Source organism: Camelimonas sp. FR25 (assembly GCF_059740505.1).
On the sequence record NZ_JCAWFG010000107.1, the window covers coordinates 35736 to 60210 of the forward strand.

Sequence of the window (24475 nt, forward strand, 5' to 3'; positions counted from 1 at the left end):
TTTTTCCGGCGCTTTAGCAGATCCGGACGGCAGGGGAATGGGGCTGTATACGCAGTAAGATACTGGCAGCGCCGCCGGGCCCGTCATTTGTCCGACAATTCTGCGCTTGCATGGCTGCGCCCGGCCTGCGACCGCGCCCTGAACCTCCGGCGCGGGTTCCTCGCGGTTTCAGGTTTCAACCATCCTGCGATCCCCAGTAACTCCCCTTTCGTCGCCTTGCGCGAACGCGCGGCGCGCGGCTAACCTCTGCCGCAATTGACGATGGCGCGCCTGACCGCTGGGCGGAGGCTGACCTGTTTGGGGAGACCACCATGACCGACCTGTCTCACGGCAAGACCTATCCGCCCTCAGCGGAGTGGCGGAAGCGCGCATGGTTGGACGCCAGCTCTTATCAGGAGATGTACGCCGCCTCGATCGCCGATCCCGAGGCGTTCTGGGGCGAGCATGGTCAGCGCATTGACTGGTTCACGCCCTATACCAGGGTCAAGAACGCCAGCTACGCCCCCGGCGCCGTGTCGATCCGCTGGTACGAGGATGGCGTCACCAACGCCGCCTATAATTGCATTGACCGCCACCTGAAGACCCGCGCCGATCAGACGGCGATCATCTGGGAGGGGGATGATCCGTCTGAGTCGAAGCACATCACCTATCAGGAGCTGCATGACGAGGTCTGCCGCTTCGCCAATGTGCTGCGCAATCGCGGCGTCAGCAAAGGTGATCGCGTCACCATTTACATGCCGATGATCCCCGAAGCCGCCTACGCCATGCTGGCCTGCGCGCGGCTTGGGGCCATCCATTCCGTGGTGTTCGGCGGCTTCTCGCCAGATTCACTCGCCGGTCGCATCGAGGACTGCGGCTCGAAGGTGGTGATCACGGCTGATGAGGGCCTGCGTGGCGGCCGAAAGGTGGCGCTGAAGGCCAATGTTGACGCCGCCATCGCGAGGCTGCCGGCTGGCGTCGAGGTCGACCATGTGGTGGTGGTGCGCCGCACCGGGGCCAATGTGGCGATGGATCCGCTCCGCGACGTCTGGTACCACGCCGCCCGCGATCAGGTGACGGCGGACTGCCCCTGCGAACATGTCGAAGCCGAGCACCCGCTGTTCATCCTCTATACCTCCGGCTCCACCGGCAAGCCGAAGGGCGTGCTGCACACCACCGGCGGCTACCTCGTCTACACCTCAATCACCCACAAATATGTCTTCGATTACCACGAGGGCGACGTCTACTGGTGCACCGCCGACGTGGGCTGGGTCACCGGGCATAGCTACATCCTGTATGGTCCGCTGACCAATGGCGCGACCACGCTGATGTTTGAGGGCGTGCCGAACTACCCAGACATGTCGCGCTTCTGGCAGGTCATCGACAAGCACAAGGTCAACACCTTCTACACGGCGCCCACCGCCATCCGTTCGCTGATGCAGGCGGGCGATGGTCCGGTGAAGGCCACCTCGCGCGCCTCGTTGCGCCTGCTGGGTTCAGTGGGCGAGCCAATCAATCCCGAAGCCTGGGAATGGTACCACCGGGTGGTCGGCGACAACCGCTGCCCGATCGTCGACACCTGGTGGCAGACCGAAACTGGCGGCGTACTGATCAGCCCTCTGCCAGGCGCGACGGCGCTCAAGCCTGGCTCGGCGACCCTGCCGCTGTTCGGTATCGAGCCCCAGGTGGTGGACGCTGACGGCAAGGTTCTGGACGGCGCGGCCGAAGGTAATCTGGTCATCGCCGAATCCTGGCCGGGCCAGATGCGCACGGTTTACGGCGACCACCAGCGCTTCATGGAGACGTATTTCTCCACCTACCCAGGCAAGTATTTCAGTGGCGACGGCTGCCGCCGCGATGCGGACGGCTATTACTGGATCACCGGCCGCGTTGATGACGTCATTAACGTATCCGGCCACCGCATGGGGACGGCCGAAGTGGAATCGGCGCTGGTGGCGCACGCCAGCGTCTCCGAGGCCGCCGTGGTCGGTTATCCGCACGACATCAAGGGGCAGGGCATCTATGCCTATGTCACGCTGATGAACGGCGTTGAGCCCACCGAAGCCTTGCGCAAGCAGCTGGTCAGTTGGGTGCGCCAGGAGATTGGTCCGATCGCGACGCCTGACCTGATCCAGTTCTCGCCGAATTTGCCCAAGACCCGCTCCGGCAAGATCATGCGCCGCATCCTGCGCAAGATCGCCGAGGATGATTTTGGCGCGCTCGGCGACACCTCGACGCTGTCCGATCCAGCGGTGGTCGATGAACTGATCAATAACCGGCAAAACCGGCGCGGCTGACGCCACGCCTCTGTGCCTGGATATGCGACGGGCGCGCCATTTGGCGCGCCCGTTGTGCATGCGGCAGCGGCCTGTGCGCCGGAAGCGTCAGCTGTTCTGGGGCAAGCCGGCGATGGCGCGGGCAAAATCACGCGCGGCGAACGGCTCGAGATCCTCCACCCCTTCGCCCACGCCAATGAAGTGCACCGGCAAGCCGGATTTGGCGGCGATCGACACCAGAATGCCGCCGCGCGCGGTGCCATCCAGCTTGGTCATGATCAGGCCGGTGACCCCAGCGGTTTTGGCAAAAATCTCGACCTGATTGACGGCGTTCTGCCCAGTGGTGGCGTCGAGCACCAGCAGGGCTGCGTGCGGGGCCTCCGGGTCAAATTTCTTGACCACGCGCACGATTTTCTCCAGCTCGGCCATCAGGCCAGCCTTGTTCTGCAGGCGACCGGCGGTGTCGATCATCAGCACGTCGACGCCGCGCTCACTGGCTTCTTTCAGCGCGTCGAAGGCGAGGCCAGCCGCGTCCGAGCCTTGCGGGCGCACGATCACCTCGGCGCCAGTGCGGTCACCCCACACCTTGAGCTGTTCGATGGCCGCGGCGCGGAAGGTGTCGCCCGCCGCCAGCATCACCGACTTGCCCTCATTGCGGAACTTCTGCGCCAGCTTGCCGATCGTGGTGGTCTTGCCGGCGCCGTTGACGCCAATCATCAGGATGACGAAGGGCTTGCGCGCCGCATCGATCACCAGCGGCTTCGCCACGGGCGCCAGCGTCGCCTCGACCTCCTGCGCCAGCACCTGCTTGACCTCGTCGGCCGAAATCTCCTTGTCGAAGCGCCCGACGCTGATCGCCTTGATGATCCGCTCGGTGGTGGCCACGCCGAGGTCAGCCTGAATCAGGATGTCCTCCAGATCCTCAAGCGCTGCTGCATCAAGCTTGCGCTTGACAAACAGGTCGGTGATGCCAGCGCCAATCGTCGATGAGGTACGGGTCAGGCCGCCCTTGAGGCGCTGCCACCAGCTCTGCTTGACCGCAGTGGCAGTGGCAGTGGCAGTGGCAGTGGCAGGGGTTTCCGCAACAGCCGCAGTGGTTTCGCCCGCGGGCGCCGCAGCGGGCGTCAGGTCGCCAGACGCAGGCGTATGGTCTGTGGCCGGGACAGCTTCAGGCGACACGGGCTGGGTGAGAGACTCCACCGCCACTGGCGCTGCTGGCGCAACGGGCGTTGTCAGTTGGGCTGGCGTTGGTTGGGCGTGCGTTGCGGGAGCGTCAGCCTCTGGCGCGCTGTTTTCCGCAGCGAGAGAGACGTCACCAGCCTCAGCTGCGGCCTTCTGTGTCGCAGCAGGTTGCGCAGGCGGCAGAGCCTCCGCCGCAGCGTCTGCAACGTCAGCCTCCGGAGCAACTGGCGCCGCCGTCCCAGGCGCTTCGGCGGCCTTCTCCGGCTTCTTGCCAAACAGCCGCGAGAAAAAGCCTTTGCGTTCGTTGTCGCTCATATTCGTCCCGGTCGTCGCACCGCCACAGGCCCAGCCTGGCTCACATGTCTGGCATTGGTCTTAACCGCTGCACCGTCGATGGCAACCATTTGCTGGCGATGCAGCTTGCGCCACAGGCCGTGGCGGCGTGGCCTGCAGGCGTCGAAAGCCCCTCAGGGATTTACGCGACGGTTCCCAGTACATGGAACATGCGCTAACACCCGCAGCGGCGCGCCAGGCGCCCGTCAGGCCATGGACATCGCATGCAATCGCCGATCACGCTGGAATCCCTGCGCGCCTCGATGGAGGATCGCCTGCTGTATCGCGACGGCATGGTCCTGGTGATCAACAAGCCGTTCGGCGTGCCGGTGCATCGCGGCCCCGTCGCCGCTGGCCAGGCGGATACGCCGGATCTGGAGAGCGCCTTTGACGCGCTGAGGTTTGGCCTGCCGCGCATTCCGTCGTTGGCCCACCGGCTCGATCGCGACACCTCTGGCTGTCTCGTGCTCGGGCGTCACCGCAAGGCGCTCGACAAGCTTGGTCGCATGTTCAAGTCTGGCGACATTGACAAGACCTATCTGGCGGTCGTGCAGGGCGGCCCAACCGAAGAGGCAGGCGACATCGATCTGCCGCTCGGCAAACGTGACCCGCAGCGCGGCTGGTGGATGAAAGTCGATCCCGATGGTCTGCCGTCACGCACGTTGTGGCAGGTGGTCGGGCGCGGCGAGCAGGCGGGCGCGCCGATCACCCTAATGCGCCTGACGCCAGTCACCGGTCGTACGCATCAATTGCGTGTGCATTGCGCCGCTATGGGCTGGCCGATCTATGGCGACGCCATTTATGGCGAGGGACCACGGTTTGGCGGGCCGGGCCTGCATTTGCACGCCCGTTCCGTCAGCATCCCGCTCTACGCCAACAAGCCGGCCATCGACGTTGAAGCGCCGCCGCCGCCGCACATGGCGGAGCTGATGGCGCGCTGCGGCTTCGCCTGATCGCGCCTCAGGCTCGCGCCGCCATGCGCCCGCCCATCCCATGGCCAGGGGCTTCGGCGGGCGCAAAACTGTCGGCGCGGGCGATGCGCCAGCTATCGGCGTAGAAGGGGTGTTCACTGGCCCCACTGAGCAGTTCGCCATTCTCCAGGAAGGGGAACAGGTGCGAAAACAGGCTGATTTCGGTGGAATTGACGCGGCGCGCAATGTGATGCGGTGAAATCTCGGTGGGGTGGCGCAGGCCGGCCGCCGCCATCAGTTCGGCCAGGGCGTGCAAGGTGCTGCGGTGGAAGTTGGCGACACGCTGCGCCTTGTCGCTCACCACCAGCGCCCGCTGCCGCAGCGGGTCCTGGGTGGCGACGCCTGTCGGACACTGGTTGGAATGGCAGGTGCGCGACTGGATGCAACCGACCGCGAACATGAAGCCGCGGGCGCTGTTAACCCAGTCGGCGCCCAGCGCCATGGCGCAGGCGATGTCGAAGGCCGAGATGATCTTGCCAGCCGCCGCCACCTTCACCTGATCGCGCAGGCCAGTGCCCACCAGCGTGTTGTGCACGAACAGCAGCGCCTCGCGCAGGGGCACGCCCATATTGTCGGCGAACTCCACCGGAGCTGCGCCAGTGCCGCCCTCCGAGCCATCCACCACCACGAAATCCGGCGTCACGCCAGATTGCAGCATGGCCTTGACGATGGCCATGAACTCCCACGGCTGGCCCAGCGCCAGCTTAAAGCCGATGGGCTTGCCGCCAGACAGCTCCCGCAGTTCGGCGACGAAATCCATCATTTCCAGCGGCGTGTGAAAGCGGCTGTGCGTGGGCGGCGACACGCAATCGACGCCCATGGGCACGCCGCGGGTTGCGGCGATTTCTGGCGTGATCTTGCTGGCGGGCAGAATGCCGCCATGGCCAGGCTTGGCGCCCTGGCTGAGCTTGATCTCGATCATGCGGATGCGCGGGTCTTTGGCGCGCTCGGCGAATTTCTCCGGCGAGAAGGTCCCGTCATCGTTACGGCAACCGAAATAGCCGCTGGCGATCTGCCACACGAGATCGCCGCCGTGCTGCAGATGATAGGGGCTGACGCTGCCCTCGCCGGTGTCCTGGCTGAAGCCGCCGATCTTTGCGCCCTTGTTGAGCGCCATGATGGCATTGGCGCTGAGCGCGCCGAAGCTCATCGCCGAGACATTCATCACCGAGCCGGAATAAGGCTGTCGGCACTGGGCATTGCCAATGGTGATGCGGAAGGTCGCAGGATCGGCCAGCGGGGCGGCGCGCAGCGAGTGGCCCATGAATTCGTAACGGTCAGCATAAGTGTCGACGGTGGTGCCGAACGGGCGCTGGTCCGGCTCAGCCTTGGCGCGCTGATAGACCAAAGAGCGCTGCGCCCGCGAAAACGGCAGGCTCTCGGCGTCGGTCTCAAAAAAATACTGCCGCATCTCAGGCCGCACCGCCTCAAAAATGAAGCGCATGTGGCCGATCACGGGGTAATTGCGGGTAATGGCGTGGCGCGTCTGCAGCAGGTCATAAACGCCGAGCAGCGACAGCGCCGCGAACAGCCAGGACCAGAAGCGGCCCAGCAGCAGGTGATCCGAGAAGATGCCCGTGAGCACCATCAGCAGGATGCACAGGCCAAACACCGTGTAGCGGGCGCAAAGCTGAAAATGTCGCGATGTCAGCATGGTCCGGGCTCCTTCGGCATGCGGCGCAGGGCCGTTATGGGCGCAGTGCGCCCCAAGCCCTGATGAGGCAAGCAATGGCGCAACTTACGGATGGGGGCGGAGACAAGGTGCGCCGCAATCAGCGCCGCCGCCAGATTGGCGTCGGTCAGGGTCATCACGCGCACGGTCTAAAGCAGAGGCGGTGAAACAGTGGTTCCGCCATGTCAGCCAGACGCCAGACGAATGATGGCCTCAACCCCCCACGGGTCGGTGCGCGTCAACACGCTCTGGCCGTCGCCGTCCTGGTTCTCGCCTGGCTGTGCGAGGCCTGCGAGCGTCGCCGGCGCCGCAGCCAGCAGTTCAAAGCTGGCGATGCCAGTGCAGGGGCGGTCTGGCGCTGGCGCGCCGCGACTGTTCCAGATGTTCAGCGCCACATGATGGTGATAGCCGCCAGAGGCCAGAAATAGCGCGCCGGGGTAGTGGCAGGTCACGTCGAGACCGATGCTGTCGCCATAAAACGCGGCGCCCTCGTCCAGGTCGCTAACCTGCAGGTGCACATGGCCCACTGTGATCGCGGCAGGGGCGCCATCCCACAGGCCAGGGGCCCGGGCCAGGGCGGCTAGGTCCACCGGCTCATTGGCCATGGCCACCTCGCCGTCGCTCCAGCTCCACTGCTCTGGCGGGCGGTCGGCGTATATCTCAACACCATTGCCTTCGGGATCATCAAGGTAGATGGCCTCGCTCACCAGATGGTCGCCTGCGCCCGTCAACGGCACGCCAGTGCGCGCGGCATAGGCGAGCCAGCGGCCAAGGTCATGGCGCGAGGGCAGCAGGAAGGCGGTGTGAAACAGTCCCGGCTCCGAGGCGTCGCGCCGGCGCGCGCCCAGATCGCGCCGTAGCGCCAGCAGGGGGCGGGAGCCGACGCCGAGTACGGCTTCGCTGGCGTCCCTGGACAGCAGCTGCAATCCCACCGCCCGTTCGTAGAAGCGCGCCATGGCGTCGAGATCGTGGACGATCAGGGTGACCTTGCCAATGCCCAGCGGGTAGGTGATCGGGCTGCTTAAAGCGTCGAAAACATCCATGGCGCGTGCTCCCCTGACGACGCCGCCGGAATGGCGATTCTGTCGCTGGGGGCGACTATAGCCTTGTTTGATGCGGACGCCGTAACCTGAGCCCGTTGCGTGAAAGCTGGAGCGTGGCGACGTCAGCGCCGGGCCTGCCGTCATGGCTGTGAAGCGCCGCGATTTTGGCCGGCCATGGCCCTTGCATTGCGGCAAGGATTGGGGCAGATAAGCCCCCGGAAGCCGCTTTAGCTCAGCCGGTAGAGCACATCATTCGTAATGATGGGGTCGCGTGTTCGAGTCACGCAAGCGGCACCACCTTTCCCAAACAATACAGTTTTGCAGCACCGCCAGCAGCAGGCCAGCGTCGCGACAGGCGCGCCCGATGGCTGTCAGCGGCGTAGCGGGCCGTCATTGCGAGCGGCGTGTTCCGTTCGCATCTGGCGTCGCGATGGCGTTGCAGCGCGCGGTGATGGCGACGGCGAGCAGGCGGCGGATGGTGTGCATGATTGCGCGCATAATGGTCTCCCAGGTGGGCTCCGGCGGCGCGCCTGACTGACGCGCCGCACGGTTGATGTTTGGCGGTAGGCGCGTAGGCCTGCCGCTCCTCACGCGTCTTCGAGCACCGCGATAATGTCGCCGGCGCGGATGTTGCGTCCCGGCGCGCCGCGCAGCTCGCGCACCCGACCAGCCGCGTGGGCGGTCACCGAAATTTCCATCTTCATGGATTCGATGATGGCCAGCGTGTCGCCTGGCGCGACTATCGCGCCTGGCTCCACCAGCAGCTTCCAGATGCTGCCGGGCACGCTGCTGGCGACGCCGGAGCAGCCGGCAGGAATGTCGCTGTCGAAACTCTCGCCCACGCCGACATCAGCCACGAAACTGTCCAGCCCCGCGTCAATCCAGCGTTGCCGCTCCTCATTAAACGCCCGCTCGCGACGGCTGGTGAAGGCGGCGATCTCGGCGGCGTTGGCGGCGAGATCGCGCTGGTAATCGGCGTAAGAGAAAGTGGTCTGTTCGATATTCAGCGGGCAGGCGCCATGCGGGAAGGCTTGGCGCATCTCGGCCAGCTCCTGGCCGTCGACCGGGAAGAACCGCACCTGGTCGAAGAAATCGAGCAACCACGGCTTGCCGGCGACGAACGGCGGCCGCTGCCGCCAGGCGTTCCAGATCTGCACCGTGCGGCCGACCAGCTGGTAGCCGCCAGGCCCTTCCATGCCATAGATGCACATATAGGCGCCGCCGATGCCGACGGTGTTCTCCGGCGTGGTGGTGCGGGCCGGATTGTACTTGGTGGTGACCAGGCGGTGGCGCGGGTCAACCGGCGTGGCCAGCGGCGCGCCGAGATAGACATCGCCCAGTCCGAGCACCAGATAGCTGGCGTCGAACACGGTCTTGCGCACCGCCTCCTCATCCGGCAGGCCATTGATCCGGCGGATAAATTCGGTGTTGGACGGGCACCAGGGCGCGTTGGGACGCACCAGCTCCTGATACTTGCGCACCGCATCCTCGACCTCCGGATCCTTCCACGACATCGGCAGATGCACGACGCGGCTTGGAACCTTCACGTCCTCAATGCGCGACAGGCCGCTTTCAATTTCCTGCAGCAGGCCGAGCAGGCGGCGGCGGGTCAGCGTTGAGCCGTCGTACTGGATCTGCAGGGTGCGCACGCCCGGGGTCATGTCGATGACGCCAGCCACACGCGCCTCTTCCAGCGCTGTCTTGAGCAGATGCACCCGGATGCGCAGACCGATGTCGAGGGACATGGCGCCATATTCAACGAGGATATTGTCGTCGCCCTGGCGCCTGTAGATCACTGGCACAGGCCCTGCGTCGCTGGCCCCGACGATGGCCGCGCCAAAATCCTCGCCCGCGCGGATCAGCGCCGGCCCCGCCACCGGGTCCCCGGCCCGCTTCACCGGATGAAAGCGGATGCGGTCGCCTGGACGGAACTGGCCAATTTTCCATAGCTCATCGCGGGCGATCACCGCCGGGCAGACAAAGCCGCCAAGGCTCGGCCCGTCCGGGCCAAGAATGATCGGCATGTCGCCGGTGAAGTTGATGGCACCGATGGCGTAGGGGTTGTCGTGCAGGTTCGAAGGGTGCAGGCCAGCCTCGCCGCCATCGGTGCGGGCCCACTTCGGCGCCGGGCCAACCAGCCGGATGCCAGAGCGCGAGGAGTTGAAATGCACCTCATAGGGCGTCTCCAGCAGCACATCGATGTCGGTGTCCTGGAAGAAATCAGGCGCGCCATGCGGCCCATAGGTGACGCTGACGTCCCAGTCATGGCTCAGCGGCTGGGGCGCCTCTGGCGGCTTCGCCCCGTTCATGGCCTGTCGCGCCAGATGCAGCGTGTCGCCCGTCTTGAGCACGCCGGTGGCGTGACCGCCAAACTGGCCAAGCACGAAGGTGGCGCGCGAGCCGAGGATTTCGGGCGCGGCGAACCCGCCCGCCACCGCCAGATAGGCGCGCTGGCCCGCGCCAATGATGGCCCCGATGCTCAACACCTGGCCTGCCTTCACAGCAATCGCCTGATGATGCGCGACTGGCGCGCCGTCGAGCTTCGCCGCCATCTCGGCGCCAGCGATCGCCACCGTGGCGTTAGCGTAGAAGCGCAGGGTTGGCCCGGCCACGGTCATCTCCAGCGCCGCCGTCTCGTCAGCATTGCCGACAAGGCGGTTGGCGTGGGCGAAGGCGCGCGTATCCATTGGCCCACAGGGCGGCACGCCGATGTGCCACAGGCCGAGCCGCCCTGGCATCTCCTGCAATGTCGACTGCGGCCCTGGCGCGAGCACCTCGATAATATCCGGGGTAAACGCAAACGTCCTGAGCGCGGTGGTGGCGACGTGTCCGCTGGACAGGAGGTCCGAGGCGGCGATGGCGCGCAGATAGGCGAGGTTGGTCTCAATGCCGCACAGTGAGGTCGCAGCCAGCGCCTGCTGCAAGCGGGCGATGGCGGCCGGGCGATCCTCCGCCGCCACGATCACCTTGGCCAGCATGGGATCGTAGAAGGTCGTCACCTCCACGCCGGTCTCGATCCAGCCGTCGATGCGGGCTTCTTCGGGAAATGAGACCTCGGTGAGAATGCCGGCGCTGGGGCGAAAATCAGCATGGGGCGCCTCAGCGTAAATCCGCGCCTCAATCGCTGCGCCCACGGGCTTCAGGTTGGCGGCGCCCTCGGGCAGACCTTCGCCAGCGGCCTGGCGGATCATCCACTCCACCAGATCCACGCCGTAAACCGCTTCCGTCACCGGATGCTCGACCTGCAGCCTGGTGTTGACTTCAAGGAAATAGAATTCCTGGCGCGCCGGGTCATAAATGAACTCGACGGTGCCGGCAGAGGCGTAATTGACTGAGGCGCACAGATCGGCGGCGGCCTTGTGCAGCCGCGCCCGGACGTCGTCAGACAGGCCCGGGGCAGGCGTTTCCTCGATCACCTTCTGGTTGCGGCGCTGCAGTGAGCAGTCGCGCTCGCCGAGGGCGATCACCGTGCCCGCGCCATCGCCAAACACCTGCACCTCGACGTGGCGTGCGCCGGAGACAAAACGCTCCAGATAGACGCGGGCGTCGCCGAAGCTGGCCCGTGCGGTGCGCTGCACGCTGTCCCAGACATCGCGCAAGGCGTCGTCGTCGGCGCACAATTGCATGCCGATGCCGCCGCCGCCGGCGGTGCTCTTCAGCATCACCGGGTAACCCACCCGCTCAGCTTCAGCGAGGGCCTGTTCCAGGCTGTCGAGCAGTCCCGACCCTGGCAGCAGCGGCGTCCCCGCCGCCTCGGCGAGGGCGCGGGCGGTATGCTTGAGGCCGAAGGCCGCCAGATGTTCGGGGCGTGGGCCGATAAAGCTGATGCCCTCGGCGGCCAGACGCTCGGCGAAGCCGATGTTCTCGGAGAGGAAACCATAGCCCGGGTGCACCGCCTTGGCGCCAGTCGCCTTGCAGGCGCTGATCACCGCCTCGACATTGAGATAGCTGTCGCTGGCCGGCGATGGGCCTAGCCGGACCGCCTCATCAGCCGCCAGCGCGTGGCGGGCGAAGCGGTCGGCGTCGGAATAGACGGCGACCGAGGCGATGCCCATCTGCTTCAGGGTGCGGATGACGCGTACGGCGATTTCGCCACGATTGGCGACAAGAACCTTGGTGAACATCGTTCAGACCTCGCCATTCCAGATCAGGACGCGGATGGGCGTCGGATCGAAGCCATTGCAGGGATTGCAGATTTGCGGGCAGTTGGAGATGACGCAGAGCACGTCCATCCCGGCGACCAGCTCGACGAAGTCGCCAGGGCGCGACAGGCCGTCGACGATGGTCATCGCGCCCGAGGGGGCGATCGGCACATTCATGAAAAAATTGATGTTGGGGGCGATGTCGCGCTTGCTCATGCCGTGCTTCGCCACCTCAAGGGCGAAGTTCTCGCGGCAGGAGTGCAGATACTTCGTGGCGTGGCCGAAGCGCACCGTATTGCTCTCGCACGAGCAGGCGCCGGCCGAGGTGTCGTGGCGGCCGCAGGTGTCGGCGCTCACGCAGGCCATCACATTGCCTTCGCTGGAGATGATGCGCGTGCCGACGCCGATATAGGGCCCGCCCTGGACGCGCATGGTGTCCTGGTTCGAGTAGCGCTCGGTGAAATCGTCGGCGCGGTAGAACAGGGTGTCGACAGCCTGCTGGCCGTAGGTGTCCTCAATGCGGATCACCTGACCCTTGCGCACCACGCCTGACCACGGGGCCTCAGCGGGGATGCGGACGTCCAGCACGGCGTTCGCGGGGGTGCGGGCGGCCGAGGTTCTGACGAATTGCGGCTCAACATAAGCTGTCATGTCAGCAAAAGCAGTCATGGCGAGCTCCCTCAGGCTGACGCAAAAGCGTTGTTTTCGAAGCCGCGCATCGCTTCTGCGGTCGCGGTGCGCGCCAGGTCGTCAGGGCCAGGCTCAGGCGCGCGGAAGCGGGTGATCGCCACCGGCGCCGGCGCGTATTCCGGCCTTGGATCAAGCGGATGCGGGCAGTTGGACAGGCCGACCACCACATCCATCTCGGCGCGCAACTCGACGAAATCCGGCGCCTCGGGCGCCGCGCCGCGCCACGCCAGCGCGCCGGCGTCATCGACGCGCACCGGCGCAAACAGGTTGAGCACGCCGGGGATGTCGCGCCGGTCGAGGCCGCGCTTCAGCGCCATCAGCACCAGATTGTCGCGGGTGTTGCGGAGACCGGCGGTTCCATAGCGTGCGGCGTTGGCGGCGGCGTTGGAGCCGCCTGCGAGACAGTCGTGCTGGCCACTGCTGTCGGCGAGGAATGACAGCATCACCCGACCCATGTCCGAGAACAGCGCCCGACCGGTGCTCAGGGCCGTGGTCCACTGCAGCTTGGCGGTGTCGACGAGGCACAAACGTTCCGAGACGTCGGCGGCGCTCCATGCGACCAGCGCCACGGTGGTTCCCGGCTGTTGCTGGGCGATGCGCAGGGCTTCGCCCTGGCGCAGATTGGTGGACCAGCACCAGCCGCCCGGGATCACCTCCTCATGGATGATCCTGGCCGGATACAGCGGCGCCGGCGGCTTCGGCGCCGGGCCCGGAAATGGCTTCGAGGTAAAATCGAGACCGGCCTGCTGGAACACCTCATAGGCGCGGCGGCTGGCGGCGATGGCTTCTGGCGAGCGTGGCGTATGCATGGCTCAGCTCCACATGAGCGGGGCCGGGTCGTCCCGGCGGATGGTCAGGCGGAAGCCGGGTCGTCCCGGTCCATGGTGACGGGCGCCTCCGGAATGCGGGGCGGCCAGATGGCGATGTCCTTGGTGATGGTCGCGCCGTAGCGCAGCTTCTCTTCAGGGCGGTCGCGCGGTCGTTCGAAGGCGACGACGCGGGTGGCGAGGGTGAAGGCTTCGCGCAGGTCGTGAGTGACCATGACCACCGTCATGGAGGTCTCGCGCCACAGCCGCTTCATCAGCGCGTGGATGTCGGCGCGAATGCCTGGATCAAGCGCGCCGAACGGCTCATCAAGCAGCAGCACCCGCGGCCGGTTGATCAGCGCCTGGGCCAGGGCGAGGCGCTGTTGCATGCCGCCGGAGAGCTGGGCCGGATATTTGTCGATGGCGGCCTCGAGCCCGACATCGGCCAGCATGGCGCGGGCCTTTTCCTCAGCCGCGCGACGTCGCGCGCCAAACAGCCTGCCGCTGAGCGGCGCAGCCTTCATGCCAGGGCCGAACATGACGTTTTGCAGCGCGGTGAGGTGCGGAAACACCGAGTAGCGCTGGAACACCACGCCGCGATCCGGGCCAGGCTCGGGCGGCAGCGGCGCGCCATCCAGCAAGATGGCGCCGCGCGTCGGTCGCTCCTGGCCGAGCAGCATGCGCAGGAAGGTGGTCTTGCCGCAGCCAGAGGGGCCAACCAGCGCCACGAAGGCGCGCGACTCGATGGTGATGGAGACATTCTCCAGCACGATCTGGTCGTCATATTCCTTCCAGACCCTGTCGATGACGAGTTCGCTCATGGCTGCTTCTCCAGTTCAGACCACGGGAAAGCGGCGACGCGGATACGGTCGAGCATGAAGCTGAAGGCGACGGCGAGCAGGGTGATCCAGGCGACGTAGGGCAGGATCACATCCATCGCCAGGTAGCGACGCACCAGGAAGATGCGGTAGCCGAGCCCGCTGTCAGCCGAGATGGCCTCCGCAGCGATCAGGAACAGCCACGCTGGCCCCAGCTGCAGCTTCAGGCTGGTCAGCAGGCGCGGCACGATCTGCGGCAGCGTCACCCTGAGCGCGATTTGCCAGGATGACGCCCCCAGCGTCTCCGCCTTGATCACCTGCTCCTGCGGCAGCTCCTGCACCCGCAAGGCCAGCTCGCGGATCATCACCGGGGCAACGCCAATGACGATCAGGGCGATCTTGGAGGCCTCGCCCAGCCCCATGACGATGAACAGGATTGGCAATAGCGCCAGCGGCGGCGCCATGGAGACGATGGCGACAAAGGGCGCCAGCAGGGCCCGCACATAGGGCAGCATGCCCATGGCCATGCCGATGCCGAGCGCCAGCGCCGTTGACAGACCGAGCCCGGCGAACAGCCTTACCAGGCTGGCCCAGGTGTCAGCCCACAGCTGAATCTGGCCGGTGCGCGGATCCGCCATGAACGCCATACGGTCGATGGCGCTGGCAAAGGCAGACAAACCAGGCAGCAGCCGGTCATTGGGGTTCTCGGCGAGGCGCGCCGCCGAACCCGCGCCATAGGCGATGGCCACCAGCACAAAGGGCAGGGCCATCAGGACAAGTTGGGCGCCCCGGCCGGGACGGGCGTTAATCCAGCGCATGGGCGCTCTCCTGCTCACATGCCGTCGTTGCAGCGCCGGGGCTTACTTGCCCGCGGGCGCGCCAGCGGCGGCCATGTGCGCGTCGGAAAAGCGCAGCTTCACATTGCCCTTGTCGCCGAGAATCTTGCCGCCTGGCAGTTCGATACCGACGAAGTCAGCCGACGGTGCGCCCTGGCCGAGCAGGCCCTTGTCGAACAGGAAGGTGCGCACCCGGTTCATCGCTGTCTCGAGTTCTGGCGAGCGCACAAAGCCCACGGCGTCGTCCGGTCTGACGAACAGGCGGGTGGCGGCCAGCTGCGCCTCAAAGCTGGCGAGATCACCGCCAGACGCCCTGGCCATGGCCTCGCGCGCCGCCTTGCCTTCGGGGCTGTCGGCGGTCATCAGCGCGAGAGTTTCGTACCAGATGCCGGTCAGCGCCCTGGCGAAATCAGGGTTGTCCTTGAGCACTTCAGTATTGGCGACGAGCAGATCGATGATCTCGCCAGGAATCTGGGCGCTGTCGAACACCTTCTTGGCGGCGCTGTCTTCAACGATGGTCGCCGCCAACGGGTTCCAGGTGACGACGGTGGTGACATCGGGGGTCTTCCACGCAGCGACCAGATCGGCGTCCGAGGTGTTGATCACCTTGACGTCGCGCTCGCTCATCCCCGCCTTCTCCAGCGCGCGGGCGAGCAGATAATGCGACACCGAGAACTCCACCAGATTGATATTCTGCCCCTTGAGGGCGGCGAGCTCCGCCTTGCCCTTCATGATCACGGCGTCGTTGCCATTGGAGAAGTCGCCGACGATCAGGGCGGTGGTGTCAACGCCGCCGGCCGCCGGAATAGATAGCGCGTCCATATTGGTGATGGTCACGGCGTCATAGGCGCCCGCCGTGTACTGGTTGATCGATTCAACGTAATCGTTGAACTGCGTGACCTCGATCTTCAGGCCATACTTGTCCGCCCATCTGGTGACGATGCCCGCTTCCGCTGCATAGCCCCACGGCATCCAGCCGGCGTAGATCGACCACGCTACCTTGAAACTCTTCTTCGGCGCGGCGTCAGCGCCAGAGAATGCGCTGAAGCCCAGTGCGATGCCCAAGGCCGCCATCGTCGCTATTCTGGAAAATACCTGCATGGCCGTCCCTCTGTTGTTCGCCAGAAGGGGACGGGACGAAAACCATCGTCGAACCAGTCCCCTGGTTGCGAGGTCTCCCGGGCTTTTGTCCCGCCGTGCGACCGGCGGATTGTCTCCCCGCCGGTTGCAGCTCTCGGACCAGCGCGTCCTGACGGACGCCGGAACCCTAGCCGCTTAACTCTGGGGGCATTCAAGCAAGGGGTGTGCCAACAGCTGTATCCGAGTGTGATATATCACGGCGCGGTCGGGATCATTTGCATCCGGCGGGTTGAGCTCACGTGGTGTATTGCGATGACTGGCGCGGGTTTGTCTGAATAGACAACGTCCTGCGGCGCGACGGTCCATGGCGTGTCTGCGTCAATGCTTACGTTAGGTGACGAATACGTGACCTTGCGCTTGCGCGATCACCAGGCGCTGCCGCAGCTACGTGGAAATACGTAGGGCGCCTGCGATGCAGGCGCCCTGTCAGAGGCACAGTGATGTTGAAACAGGCGCCCGACTTGGCTTGCGCGTCACGGCAGCGCGGCGAGCAACGCCAGCGCCTCGCGGGTCAATGGCCCATCGGGCTGGGTCAGCCCGTCCAGAATACTGAAATGATCGGCGCCGGCGATGGGGGCGCCCCGACAGGCGACGCCCGCCGCAACGCAGGTGGCGAGCATCTGACGCGATTGCCGTTGCAACTCCGGCAATTCCGCCTCGCCCCACGCCATGGTCAGCGGCCCGCCCCCGGTCGGCGGATGCCGTAGCGGGCTGAAAGCCGCGATCTCATCGTCCGACAGGCGCAGCGCCGCATTCAGATAGGTGTGGGCGATCGGCTCAAGGTCGAAGATGCCGGATATGGCGAAACCGGCGTCGACTTCCGGCAGGGCCATGCATGACGCGGCCAGATGTCCGCCGGCCGACCACCCCGAAACAATAAGCCGGCTACATGACAATCCCAGCGCTGTCGCCTCGCATCGCAGATAGCGCACCGCGTCATGGACTTCAGCGACGATCCGGGTCATGTCGGCGTCGGGCGCGAGCGTGTAGCCAGGCAGCGCCACATCGACGCCGTGCGCCAGCAAGCCCTCCGCCATGCAGGTGAACGTCTCCTTGCAATTGCGCTGCCAATAGCCGCCATGGATGAACACGAACAGCGGCGCCCCAGACCTGCCCGAGCGCATTACATCGATGCGGTGGCGTTCGCCTGCGCCGTATGCGGCCTCAACGTGGCCCGGACTGCTGGCGCGTAAGCCGGCGCTGCGCTCCGCCCATTGGGCGAGCCATGCGCCGCTGCGGGCGACGGCGGCGGTGTTGTTATAGGCGGCGTCGCGCGCCGCCTGGTTCATGCTGCGCCATTCCACTTGGGCAAATCCAGGGAGCGGGGCAAAGGCTGCGGACGTCATCGGATCACCTGTGAAATAGGGCAGCCGGCGAAACAAAACGCCAGGCCCCGCTGCAACGGGGCCTGGCGACTGGTCGCACATTGTCGTCAGACCGACGGGTTCAGGCTGCCTTGCGGGCGTGGTGGCTGTGCAGCCGCATGTTGAGATCGGCGCGAATGGCGTTGAACTCGGGTGAAGCCACACTGCGCGGCCGCGGCAACTCGAGCAGCAATTCACTGTCGATGCGGCCAGGCCCAGGCGACATCGCCACAACGCGGTCTGACAGGAACACCGCCTCCTCGATCGAGTGGGTGACGAACAGCACCGTCAGGCCAGTCGACGCCCACAATTCCAGCAGCTCGTCCTGCAGGCGGTCGCGGGTCATGGCGTCAAGGGCGCCGAAGGGCTCGTCCATCAGCACCACTTCGGCGTCATTGGCCAGCACGCGGGCAATGGCGACGCGCTGCTTCATGCCGCCGGAGAGCTGGTGCGGATAGGCGTCGGCGAACTTTCCAAGGCCCACTACATCGATGTAACGCTGCACCGTGTCGGCGATCTCCTCCCTGGGGCGTCCGCGCGACACCAGCCCGAAGGCGATGTTGCCGCGCACCGTCAGCCAGGGAAACAGGCCGTAATCCTGAAACACCATGCCGCGCGACGGGTCAGGTCCCTCGATGGGCTTGCCCCACATCAGCACATCGCCAGAGGTTGGGGTTTCAAATCCCGCCGCGATGCGCAGCAGGGTGGACTTGCCGCAACCTGAAGCGCCGATCAGGCAGATGAACTCGCCCTTCTCCACGGTCAGATTGGCGCCGCTGAGGGCCTGAATGCGCTGGCCGTTAAAGTCGAAGCTCTTGGAGACGTTGCGCATCTCTAGGATTGGCGTGGTGGCCTTAGACATGGTTCGGACTCCACGAGAGCAGGCGACGGCCCAGCATCATGACAAGGCGGTCTGAGATAAAACCAAGGATGCCGATGGCGACCATGCCAGCGATAACGATCTCGGTGCGGGAGAGCTGACGGGCTTCCATGATGATGGCCCCAAGCCCCGTCTGCACGCCGGTCATCTCGCCGATGACGATGACCACCCAGGCGAAGCCGAGGCCCAGCCGCAGGCCGGTGAAGATGGCCGGCAGCGACGCGGGCAAGACCACACGGGTGAACTGCGCCGATCCCTTGCAGCCGAGCATGCTGGCGGCCTCAAACAGCCGGTTTTCGACATTGCGCACGCCAAACACGGTGTTGATCAGGATCGGGTAGAACGCCCCGAGAAACACCAGGAAGAAGGCCGAGCGCGGCCCAATGCCGAACAGGATCATCGCCAGCGGCAACCAGGCGGTCACTGGAATCGGCCGCAGGATCTGCAAGGTGGGGTCGACCAGCTTGCGCACGAACGGCACGCGGCCAATCAACAGACCCAGCGGCAGAGCGACCAGCACGGCGAGCCCGAAACCGCCGAGCACCCGGCCGACCGAGGCCAGCACATGGGTCAGCAGCGTCTGGCTGAAGGCGTCATCATAGATGCCGCCGAACGCCAGGTCCCAGGTCGCCCGGGCGACTTCGGCCGGCGGCGGCACCAGCGAATATTGTTCGCCCGTTGTTGCGAAATGCCAGCCGGCGAGGATGGCGGCGGGAAAGGCCAGCGCGAGGGCGAGATTGCCCAGGCGGTTGCCCAGGCCCCTGAAGCCGGGGAAGAGGAAGCGCGTGGCTCCCTCCTCGCGCTCAGGCGCTCCATGCATCACCATGGTCATGCCCGGCCTCCAAGCCTGTCGACGCCAGCGGTCTGGAAGAAGGAGGCGAAATCCGGCAGGCGACGGATCTGCTTCAGGTCGAGCATGCGCTGGGCGTAGGTCTCGCCGCGCTTGCGGTCCTCAGGCGTGAAGTCCCAAACCAAATCGACGTTTGGAACCGAAGCGGCGATGGCGTCGGGCTTCTGCCCCAGCTTCGCCACCGCCATTTCGGCCATGCGGTCGCGGTTGGCCATGGCGAATTCGCAGGCCTTGCGGTGCACCTCAAGCAGCACCTTCAGCTCTTCCGGCTTGGCGGCCAGATTGTCCTTGTGGGTGGCGGTGATCATGTTCAACGCGCCGAGTGAGGTGCCATAGGGATATTCAACGATCTTGCCGACGCCCGTCGACAGGCTGACGCCAGGGGCTGGCTCGGCGCCGACATAGGCGTCGACATCGCCGCGCGCCAGCGCCGCGTGCATTTCGGAGAAGGAGATGCGCACTGGGGTGATGTCCTTGATGGTCATGCCCTCCTGGCTCATGCGCTCGAGGATGAACATTTCCTGGGTCGAGCCCGGCCAGATGGCGACGCGCTTGCCCTTGAGGTCCTTCACCGTGTTGATGTCGCTGTTCTTGGCGGCCACCACGCCGACGCCCTTGTTGCAGGCGCCCGCCACCAAGGCGACCGGCTCGCCAGCTGAGGCGCCCAGCAGGCCGGCGGCGATGCCGAACATGCCGAAATCAACCGACCTGGTCACAACAGCGTTCTTGCCTTCCGTCGGGCTCTCGAACGGGATCACGTCGATCCTGTAACCAGCTGGGGTGAACTGCTCGTAGAAATAGGGGGCGATGGAGTGGATGAGCTTCAGGGTGCCCATGCGGATCACCACCGGCTTGCCGGACTGGGCGATGGCGCTGCGGCCAAGGATGGCGGGGGCGGCGAGGCCTGCGACGGCGCCCATCAGAAACTGTCTGCGCTGGATCATGATGTGGGGCTCCTGTTCCGGTGATGTCTGTTCAGGCGGCGGTGGCGGCGGACCTGTAGGCGCGCCAGCCGCCAAATGCGGTGATGTTGCGGGCCCCGTTCAGGGCGTAGGCCTCGCAGAGAAATCCTTTGACGACGCGGCCGTCGTCGAGTTCGACCGAGCCGATGCCCAGTGGCGCGGGTATCTCAGCAACAAACGTGCCAAACGCCGCCGGCGACAGCTTCCAAAGCTCAAGTTCAATGCCGCCCGGGCCTTCATCGCGGGCCAGCCCCGGCTTGGGCGGGACCGTGCCCTGAAGGGCGTACAGGCTGTAGCCATTGCCTGTTTTTGCGGCGCCTAAAAACTCAGCATTACGCTGCGTAAGCTGCCAGTTGAGCGGCTGGCCGCGCAGATGCGCGCCAACAACGGCGAGAACGATGCTGTCATCATCGGCGCCTGCGGAACCGGCGCCTTCAAAACCGGCCCCCGCAAAACCGGCCCATCCTGCCCCGGCGCCGCCGAGGCCAACCACGTCGCTGGCCCTGGCCAGCGGCGTCGTGGTTGCGCCGATCGTGGCGCCGGCCACGGCGCGGTGCAGCAGATCACCGATGGCGGCGAGCCGCCCGTCGCTGAACGCTGGCCCGATCAACGTCACGCCAGTCGGCAGGCCATTGGCGGCGCGGTCCGACGGAATGGCGAGCGCCGCCAGATCCATCAGATTGACGAAGTTGGTGAACAGCCCAAGGCGCGAATTCTGCGCCACCGGGTCGGCGAGCATCGCCGCAAGGGTGGGGTGTCCAGGCGTGGTTGGAACCAGCAAAATGTCGACGGCGTCCCAGATGGCGTCGGCGGCGCGGCGCAGGCTGGCGAGCTGGTACTGGCCGTTGAAGGCGTCAACAGCGCTGTAATCGCCGCCCTGGGAGATGATGCCGCGCACCACCTCGTGCACGTCTTCAGCGTGGCCCGCCATGAACGGCGCGATGGCGGCGAGGCGTTCGGCCACCCATGGGCCGTTGTAGAGCAAAGCGGCGGCGTCACGCAGCGGCGACCAGTCAATGGCCACGGCCTCGCCGCCGAGCGCTGCAAGCCGCTCGACCGATGCGGCGTATGCGGCGCGATATTCGCCATCGCATTGCGCCAGCGTGTCGGCGTCGATGACGCCAAAGCGGAAGGTATGCGGCGCCGTGGCGACCAGCGCGCCCACTGGCGCCTTGCGGGAAAAGGCGTCGCTGGCGTCGAAACCAGCGGCGATCCGCGTCACCAGCAGGGCGTCCGCGACGCCGCCGGCGAACACCGAGACGCAGTCGAGCGAGCGGCACGCGGGCAGCACGCCGCTGGCGCTGATCAGGCCCTTGCTGGGCTTCAGGCCCACCACATTGTTGAACGCCGCGGGCACCCGGCCAGAGCCTGCAGTGTCGGTGCCGAGGGCGAAGGGCACGAGCCCCAACGCCACGGCCACCGCCGAACCGGAGCTCGAACCGCCGGACACCCGCGTGGCGTCCAGCGCCGAGGCAGGGGCGCCATAGGGGGAGCGCGTGCCGTTCAGGCCGGTGGCGAACTGGTCGAGATTGGTCTTGCCCACCGGGATGGCCCCGGCGGCGACCAGCCGCGCCACCGCCGTCGCGGAGGTCGCTGGCGTATAGGCGAAAGCCGGGCAGGCGGCCGTGGTCGGCTGGCCGGCGACATCGATATTGTCCTTCACCGCAAACGGCACGCCGAACAGCGGCAATTCCTCGCCAGCGGCGCGTCGCGCGGTCGCGGCGGCGAGCATGGCTTCAACCTCGGCGAGCGGCGTGAGTGAAATGAAGGCGTTGGTTGGCTGGGCGGCGGCCAGCGCCGCGCAGACAGCGCGCAGATCGGCGCCAGCGTCACGTCCAGCCTGGTAGGCAGCCACCCGGGCGGGGATGTCTGCGAAAAGAAGGGCGGGCGCTGCGGACATCGTCGTCTCCGGTCGGCTGTTGGCTACGGGAGACAGAGTGGCTGCGGCGGCTGTTGACGTCTATTGCTCGTTTTTGAACAAGCTGTTTCCTAAAACGCAACAGCTAGTGTAAACGGCAATGATTGCAGCCTCATGGATCGACGGCTCTCCTACATTTCTGGAGGAAGCCTGCGTCCGCGGCGCTGCGGGAAGACAGGGCCGTTCCATGAAGCATCTGCGCACCTTCGAGTGCATTCTCGACGTCGCCAAAAGCGGCTCGATCCGCAAGAGCGCCGAGCGGCTGGCGCTGACGCCGTCGGCGCTGACGCGAAAAATCCAGGATTTTGAGCAGGAGATGGGGGTGGAGCTGTTCGAGCGCCTGCCCCATGGCATGCGCCTCAATCCGGCGGGCGAGCTGGTGGTGCGGCATATCCGCGACCAGCTCTCGGATTTCGAGCGCATCCGCACCCAGATCGCCGATCTGTCAGGCGTGCGACGCGGGCATGTCTCGGTGGCCTGCAGCCAGGCCTTCGCCCATGAATTCCTGCCAACCCAGATCGCCGCTTACCGGGCCGCGCACCCGTTGGTGTCGTTCAGCCTGATTGTGCGTGATTACGCCAATCTCACTCCGGTGCTGACATCTTTTGAGGCCGATCTGGCGGTGGCGCTGCAGCCGCCGCCAGCGCCGGAGTTCCAGACCTTGCTGGCGCTGGATGAGCCGGTGTGCGCCGTGTTCGCCGCCGATCATCCCCTGGCGGAAAAGCCAGGACCCGTGCGGCTGCGTGATTGCCTGCGCTGGCCGGTGATCATGCCAGACCGCACCCTGGCGGTGCGCCGGCTGTTCGACGCGGCCCGCATGCGGCTGTCGCTGCCGGTGCAGGTGGCGCTGGAGACCGGCTCGTTTGAGGCGATGCGCGGTTACGCCCTGCAGGAGCACGTGGTCAGCTTTCAGATCCGCCCCGGCATCCCATTGCAGGACCCCCGGCTGGCTGCCCGCGACATTGACCTGCGCGACATGGCGCCAGCGCAGATCGTCGTCGGCCAGTTGCGCGGTCGCACCCTGCCGGTCGCCGCCGCGAAATTTGTCGAGCAGGTGCTGCGATCAATGGCTGGCTGATCGGCCACGGTCACCTGCCGCCATTGCCTTACGCAAACAGGCCCGCCGGTGAGGCGGGCCTGTCGCAATCAACCTTGGGCGTTAAACGCCGACGCCGAGGCTCAGGCGTCAGCCACGCGCCACATAGATCGACTGGGGCGCCATGAACTCCAGCAGGCCATCCATGCCGTTCTCCACGCCGAAGCCGCTCTGCTTGTGACCACCGAACGGCGTATCCGGACGCAGGTTGAGGTTATGATTGATCCACACCGTGCCGGTCTCGATACGGCGGGCGATCTCCACCGCCTTGTCCGTGTCCTTCGCCCACACGGCGCCGGCGAGTCCGTAGTCGCTGGCGTTGGCGCGCTCGATCACATCCTCAATGTCGCTGAATTTCAGCATTGGCAGCACCGGGCCAAACGCCTCCTCCTGCACCACACGCGAGTCTTCCGGCGGGTTGTCGACGATGGTCACCGGGATGAAATAGCCGGCGTTGTCAGGCACGTCGGCGCCCTGGATCAGCGTCAGATTGTTCTTCTTCGCGTCCTCCAGCAGATTGAGCACCCGCTCATACTGGCGGCGGTTCTGGATCGGGCCCAGCACCGTTCCCTGCTCGGCGCCGTCGCCCACCTTCACCGCCTTGGCGATGCCGGCGAGGCGGTCGCGCAGCCCCTCATAGACGTCCTCATGCACATAGAGCCGCTTGGTGGCGACGCAAATCTGCGCGGTGTTGTAGAAGGCGCCGAAGAAAATCTTCTGGGCCACGTCGTCGAGGTCGACGTCCGGCAGCACGATCGCGGCGTCATTGCCGCCAAGCTCCAGCGTCACCCGCTTCAGATCCTTGGCGGCCGATTCCATCACCCTTTTGCCGGTGGCGGTCGAGCCGGTGAAGGAGATCTTGGCGAAGCCCGGATGCGCCGTCATCTGCGGCCCGAGCTGGTCGCCGCCGGAGATGATGTTGATCACGCCAGGCGGGAAGATATCGCGGAAGATTTCGCCCAGCTTCAGCGTGCACAGCGGCGTGAACGGCGACGGCTTGAGCACCATGGTGTTGCCAGCCACCAGCGCCGGCGCCAGCTTCCACGTCGCCATGGTCAGCGGGAAGTTCCATGGCGCGATGGCGCAAACCACGCCAAGCGGCACATAGCGCGTCTCGATATATTGCGCGTCCGAATCCTCGGCCACATGCACCGGCGGCGTCATCTGCGACACCGCCTGCAGCCATTGCGCGGCGCCCTGCACTTCGAGCATGGCGGCGTCGACAGGCCGGCCCTGTTCGCGGGTGAACAGGCGGGCCAGCGCTTCGGCATTGGCGGCGATGGCTTCGCCAGCCTTGCGCACCAGCGCCTGACGCTCCTCGATCGGTGTGTCGCGCCAGGTCTTGTAGGCTGCTTTCGCCGCCGCGACGGCTTCATCAAGCTGTTCGGGCGAACAGTCCGGCGCCTTGGCGAACACCTCGCCAGTCGCCGGATTGATGACGTCAATCGTTGCAGCGCCAGCGACGCCGCGACCGTTGATCGTCATCTCATAAACGTCATTGAACACCATGGCGCACC

The 24475-nt window shown here is 65.9% G+C and carries 18 protein-coding genes, 1 tRNA gene and 1 riboswitch; of the genes, 4 read left to right on the top strand and 15 right to left on the bottom strand.

The window, feature by feature from the left end:
• Positions 1-311: 311 nt before the first annotated feature.
• Positions 312-2276, top strand: a complete 1965-nt coding sequence (acs, locus tag AC6A67_RS16365; RefSeq protein ID WP_498037628.1) for an acetate--CoA ligase — start codon at positions 312-314, stop codon at positions 2274-2276.
• Between the two features lie 87 nt (positions 2277-2363).
• Here the strand turns inward: acs and ftsY are convergent, their stop codons facing one another.
• Positions 2364-3752, bottom strand: coding sequence for a signal recognition particle-docking protein FtsY (ftsY, locus tag AC6A67_RS16370; RefSeq protein WP_498037629.1), 1389 nt, complete (start codon positions 3750-3752; stop codon positions 2364-2366).
• 242 nt (positions 3753-3994) lie between these two features.
• Here ftsY and AC6A67_RS16375 point away from each other — a divergent pair, with 242 nt between their 5' ends.
• Positions 3995-4723: an RluA family pseudouridine synthase gene (locus AC6A67_RS16375; RefSeq protein ID WP_498037630.1), complete on the top strand. Its 729-nt coding sequence runs from the start codon at positions 3995-3997 to the stop codon at positions 4721-4723.
• Between the two features lie 7 nt (positions 4724-4730).
• Here AC6A67_RS16375 and AC6A67_RS16380 read toward each other — a convergent pair whose 3' ends face one another.
• On the bottom strand, positions 4731-6395 hold the full coding sequence (locus AC6A67_RS16380; RefSeq protein WP_498037631.1) for an FMN-binding glutamate synthase family protein: 1665 nt from the start codon (positions 6393-6395) through the stop codon (positions 4731-4733).
• A 203-nt stretch (positions 6396-6598) separates the two neighbouring features.
• Positions 6599-7456 carry a VOC family protein gene (locus AC6A67_RS16385; RefSeq protein WP_498037632.1) on the bottom strand — a complete coding sequence of 286 codons (858 nt, stop codon included), beginning with the start codon at positions 7454-7456 and terminating at the stop codon, positions 6599-6601.
• A gap of 221 nt (positions 7457-7677) precedes the next feature.
• Between AC6A67_RS16385 and AC6A67_RS16390 the strand changes: the two genes are divergently transcribed.
• Positions 7678-7753: transfer RNA gene (locus AC6A67_RS16390), tRNA-Thr, on the top strand.
• A 290-nt stretch (positions 7754-8043) separates the two neighbouring features.
• On the opposite strand, the gene uca is transcribed toward AC6A67_RS16390, so the two are convergent.
• The 11 genes from uca to atzF form a co-directional block, all read right to left on the bottom strand.
• Positions 8044-11580, bottom strand: coding sequence for an urea carboxylase (gene uca / locus AC6A67_RS16395; RefSeq protein WP_498037633.1), 3537 nt, complete (start codon positions 11578-11580; stop codon positions 8044-8046).
• Between the two features lie 3 nt (positions 11581-11583).
• Positions 11584-12267: an urea amidolyase associated protein UAAP2 gene (locus tag AC6A67_RS16400; protein WP_498037634.1), complete on the bottom strand. Its 684-nt coding sequence runs from the start codon at positions 12265-12267 to the stop codon at positions 11584-11586.
• Positions 12268-12278: 11 nt separating this feature from the next.
• Complete coding sequence (locus tag AC6A67_RS16405; RefSeq protein ID WP_498037635.1) at positions 12279-13097, bottom strand: urea amidolyase associated protein UAAP1; 819 nt, start codon at positions 13095-13097, stop codon at positions 12279-12281.
• 44 nt (positions 13098-13141) lie between these two features.
• A complete protein-coding gene (locus AC6A67_RS16410; RefSeq protein ID WP_498037636.1) occupies positions 13142-13915 on the bottom strand; it encodes an ABC transporter ATP-binding protein in 774 nt (257 codons plus the stop codon).
• Positions 13912-14730 carry an ABC transporter permease gene (locus AC6A67_RS16415; RefSeq protein ID WP_498037637.1) on the bottom strand — a complete coding sequence of 273 codons (819 nt, stop codon included), beginning with the start codon at positions 14728-14730 and terminating at the stop codon, positions 13912-13914. The genes AC6A67_RS16410 and AC6A67_RS16415 overlap by 4 nt, the downstream gene beginning before the upstream one ends.
• 42 nt (positions 14731-14772) lie before the next feature.
• Positions 14773-15849, bottom strand: a complete 1077-nt coding sequence (locus tag AC6A67_RS16420) for a putative urea ABC transporter substrate-binding protein (protein WP_498037638.1) — start codon at positions 15847-15849, stop codon at positions 14773-14775.
• A gap of 72 nt (positions 15850-15921) precedes the next feature.
• Positions 15922-16030, bottom strand: a riboswitch (guanidine-I (ykkC/yxkD leader).
• Between the two features lie 331 nt (positions 16031-16361).
• On the bottom strand, positions 16362-17177 hold the full coding sequence (locus AC6A67_RS16425; RefSeq protein ID WP_498037639.1) for an alpha/beta hydrolase: 816 nt from the start codon (positions 17175-17177) through the stop codon (positions 16362-16364).
• Positions 17178-17334: 157 nt separating this feature from the next.
• Positions 17335-18114 carry an ABC transporter ATP-binding protein gene (locus AC6A67_RS16430; RefSeq protein ID WP_498037640.1) on the bottom strand — a complete coding sequence of 260 codons (780 nt, stop codon included), beginning with the start codon at positions 18112-18114 and terminating at the stop codon, positions 17335-17337.
• On the bottom strand, positions 18107-18952 hold the full coding sequence (locus tag AC6A67_RS16435) for an ABC transporter permease (RefSeq protein WP_498037678.1): 846 nt from the start codon (positions 18950-18952) through the stop codon (positions 18107-18109). Before AC6A67_RS16435 ends, AC6A67_RS16430 begins: the two co-directional genes overlap by 8 nt.
• A gap of 8 nt (positions 18953-18960) precedes the next feature.
• Positions 18961-19926 carry an ABC transporter substrate-binding protein gene (locus AC6A67_RS16440; RefSeq protein ID WP_498037641.1) on the bottom strand — a complete coding sequence of 322 codons (966 nt, stop codon included), beginning with the start codon at positions 19924-19926 and terminating at the stop codon, positions 18961-18963.
• Between the two features lie 31 nt (positions 19927-19957).
• Positions 19958-21844 (bottom strand): allophanate hydrolase, encoded by a 1887-nt coding sequence (gene atzF, locus AC6A67_RS16445; protein WP_498037642.1) that lies wholly within the window; start codon positions 21842-21844, stop codon positions 19958-19960.
• Between the two features lie 205 nt (positions 21845-22049).
• Between atzF and AC6A67_RS16450 the strand changes: the two genes are divergently transcribed.
• On the top strand, positions 22050-22940 hold the full coding sequence (locus AC6A67_RS16450) for a LysR family transcriptional regulator (RefSeq protein WP_498037643.1): 891 nt from the start codon (positions 22050-22052) through the stop codon (positions 22938-22940).
• 108 nt (positions 22941-23048) lie between these two features.
• Here the strand turns inward: AC6A67_RS16450 and AC6A67_RS16455 are convergent, their stop codons facing one another.
• A complete protein-coding gene (locus AC6A67_RS16455) occupies positions 23049-24467 on the bottom strand; it encodes an aldehyde dehydrogenase family protein (RefSeq protein ID WP_498037644.1) in 1419 nt (472 codons plus the stop codon).
• Positions 24468-24475: the final 8 nt, after the last annotated feature.

Coding starts and splice junctions, on each gene's coding strand:
- acs (WP_498037628.1), top strand. CDS start 312: ATGACCGACCTGTCTCACGGCAAGACCTATCCGCCCTCAGCGGAGTGG.
- ftsY (WP_498037629.1), bottom strand. CDS start 3,752: ATGAGCGACAACGAACGCAAAGGCTTTTTCTCGCGGCTGTTTGGCAAG.
- AC6A67_RS16375 (WP_498037630.1), top strand. CDS start 3,995: ATGCAATCGCCGATCACGCTGGAATCCCTGCGCGCCTCGATGGAGGAT.
- AC6A67_RS16380 (WP_498037631.1), bottom strand. CDS start 6,395: ATGCTGACATCGCGACATTTTCAGCTTTGCGCCCGCTACACGGTGTTT.
- AC6A67_RS16385 (WP_498037632.1), bottom strand. CDS start 7,456: ATGGATGTTTTCGACGCTTTAAGCAGCCCGATCACCTACCCGCTGGGC.
- uca (WP_498037633.1), bottom strand. CDS start 11,580: ATGTTCACCAAGGTTCTTGTCGCCAATCGTGGCGAAATCGCCGTACGC.
- AC6A67_RS16400 (WP_498037634.1), bottom strand. CDS start 12,267: ATGACTGCTTTTGCTGACATGACAGCTTATGTTGAGCCGCAATTCGTC.
- AC6A67_RS16405 (WP_498037635.1), bottom strand. CDS start 13,097: ATGCATACGCCACGCTCGCCAGAAGCCATCGCCGCCAGCCGCCGCGCC.
- AC6A67_RS16410 (WP_498037636.1), bottom strand. CDS start 13,915: ATGAGCGAACTCGTCATCGACAGGGTCTGGAAGGAATATGACGACCAG.
- AC6A67_RS16415 (WP_498037637.1), bottom strand. CDS start 14,730: ATGCGCTGGATTAACGCCCGTCCCGGCCGGGGCGCCCAACTTGTCCTG.
- AC6A67_RS16420 (WP_498037638.1), bottom strand. CDS start 15,849: ATGCAGGTATTTTCCAGAATAGCGACGATGGCGGCCTTGGGCATCGCA.
- AC6A67_RS16425 (WP_498037639.1), bottom strand. CDS start 17,177: ATGAACCAGGCGGCGCGCGACGCCGCCTATAACAACACCGCCGCCGTC.
- AC6A67_RS16430 (WP_498037640.1), bottom strand. CDS start 18,114: ATGTCTAAGGCCACCACGCCAATCCTAGAGATGCGCAACGTCTCCAAG.
- AC6A67_RS16435 (WP_498037678.1), bottom strand. CDS start 18,952: ATGCATGGAGCGCCTGAGCGCGAGGAGGGAGCCACGCGCTTCCTCTTC.
- AC6A67_RS16440 (WP_498037641.1), bottom strand. CDS start 19,926: ATGATCCAGCGCAGACAGTTTCTGATGGGCGCCGTCGCAGGCCTCGCC.
- atzF (WP_498037642.1), bottom strand. CDS start 21,844: ATGTCCGCAGCGCCCGCCCTTCTTTTCGCAGACATCCCCGCCCGGGTG.
- AC6A67_RS16450 (WP_498037643.1), top strand. CDS start 22,050: ATGAAGCATCTGCGCACCTTCGAGTGCATTCTCGACGTCGCCAAAAGC.
- AC6A67_RS16455 (WP_498037644.1), bottom strand. CDS start 24,467: ATGGTGTTCAATGACGTTTATGAGATGACGATCAACGGTCGCGGCGTC.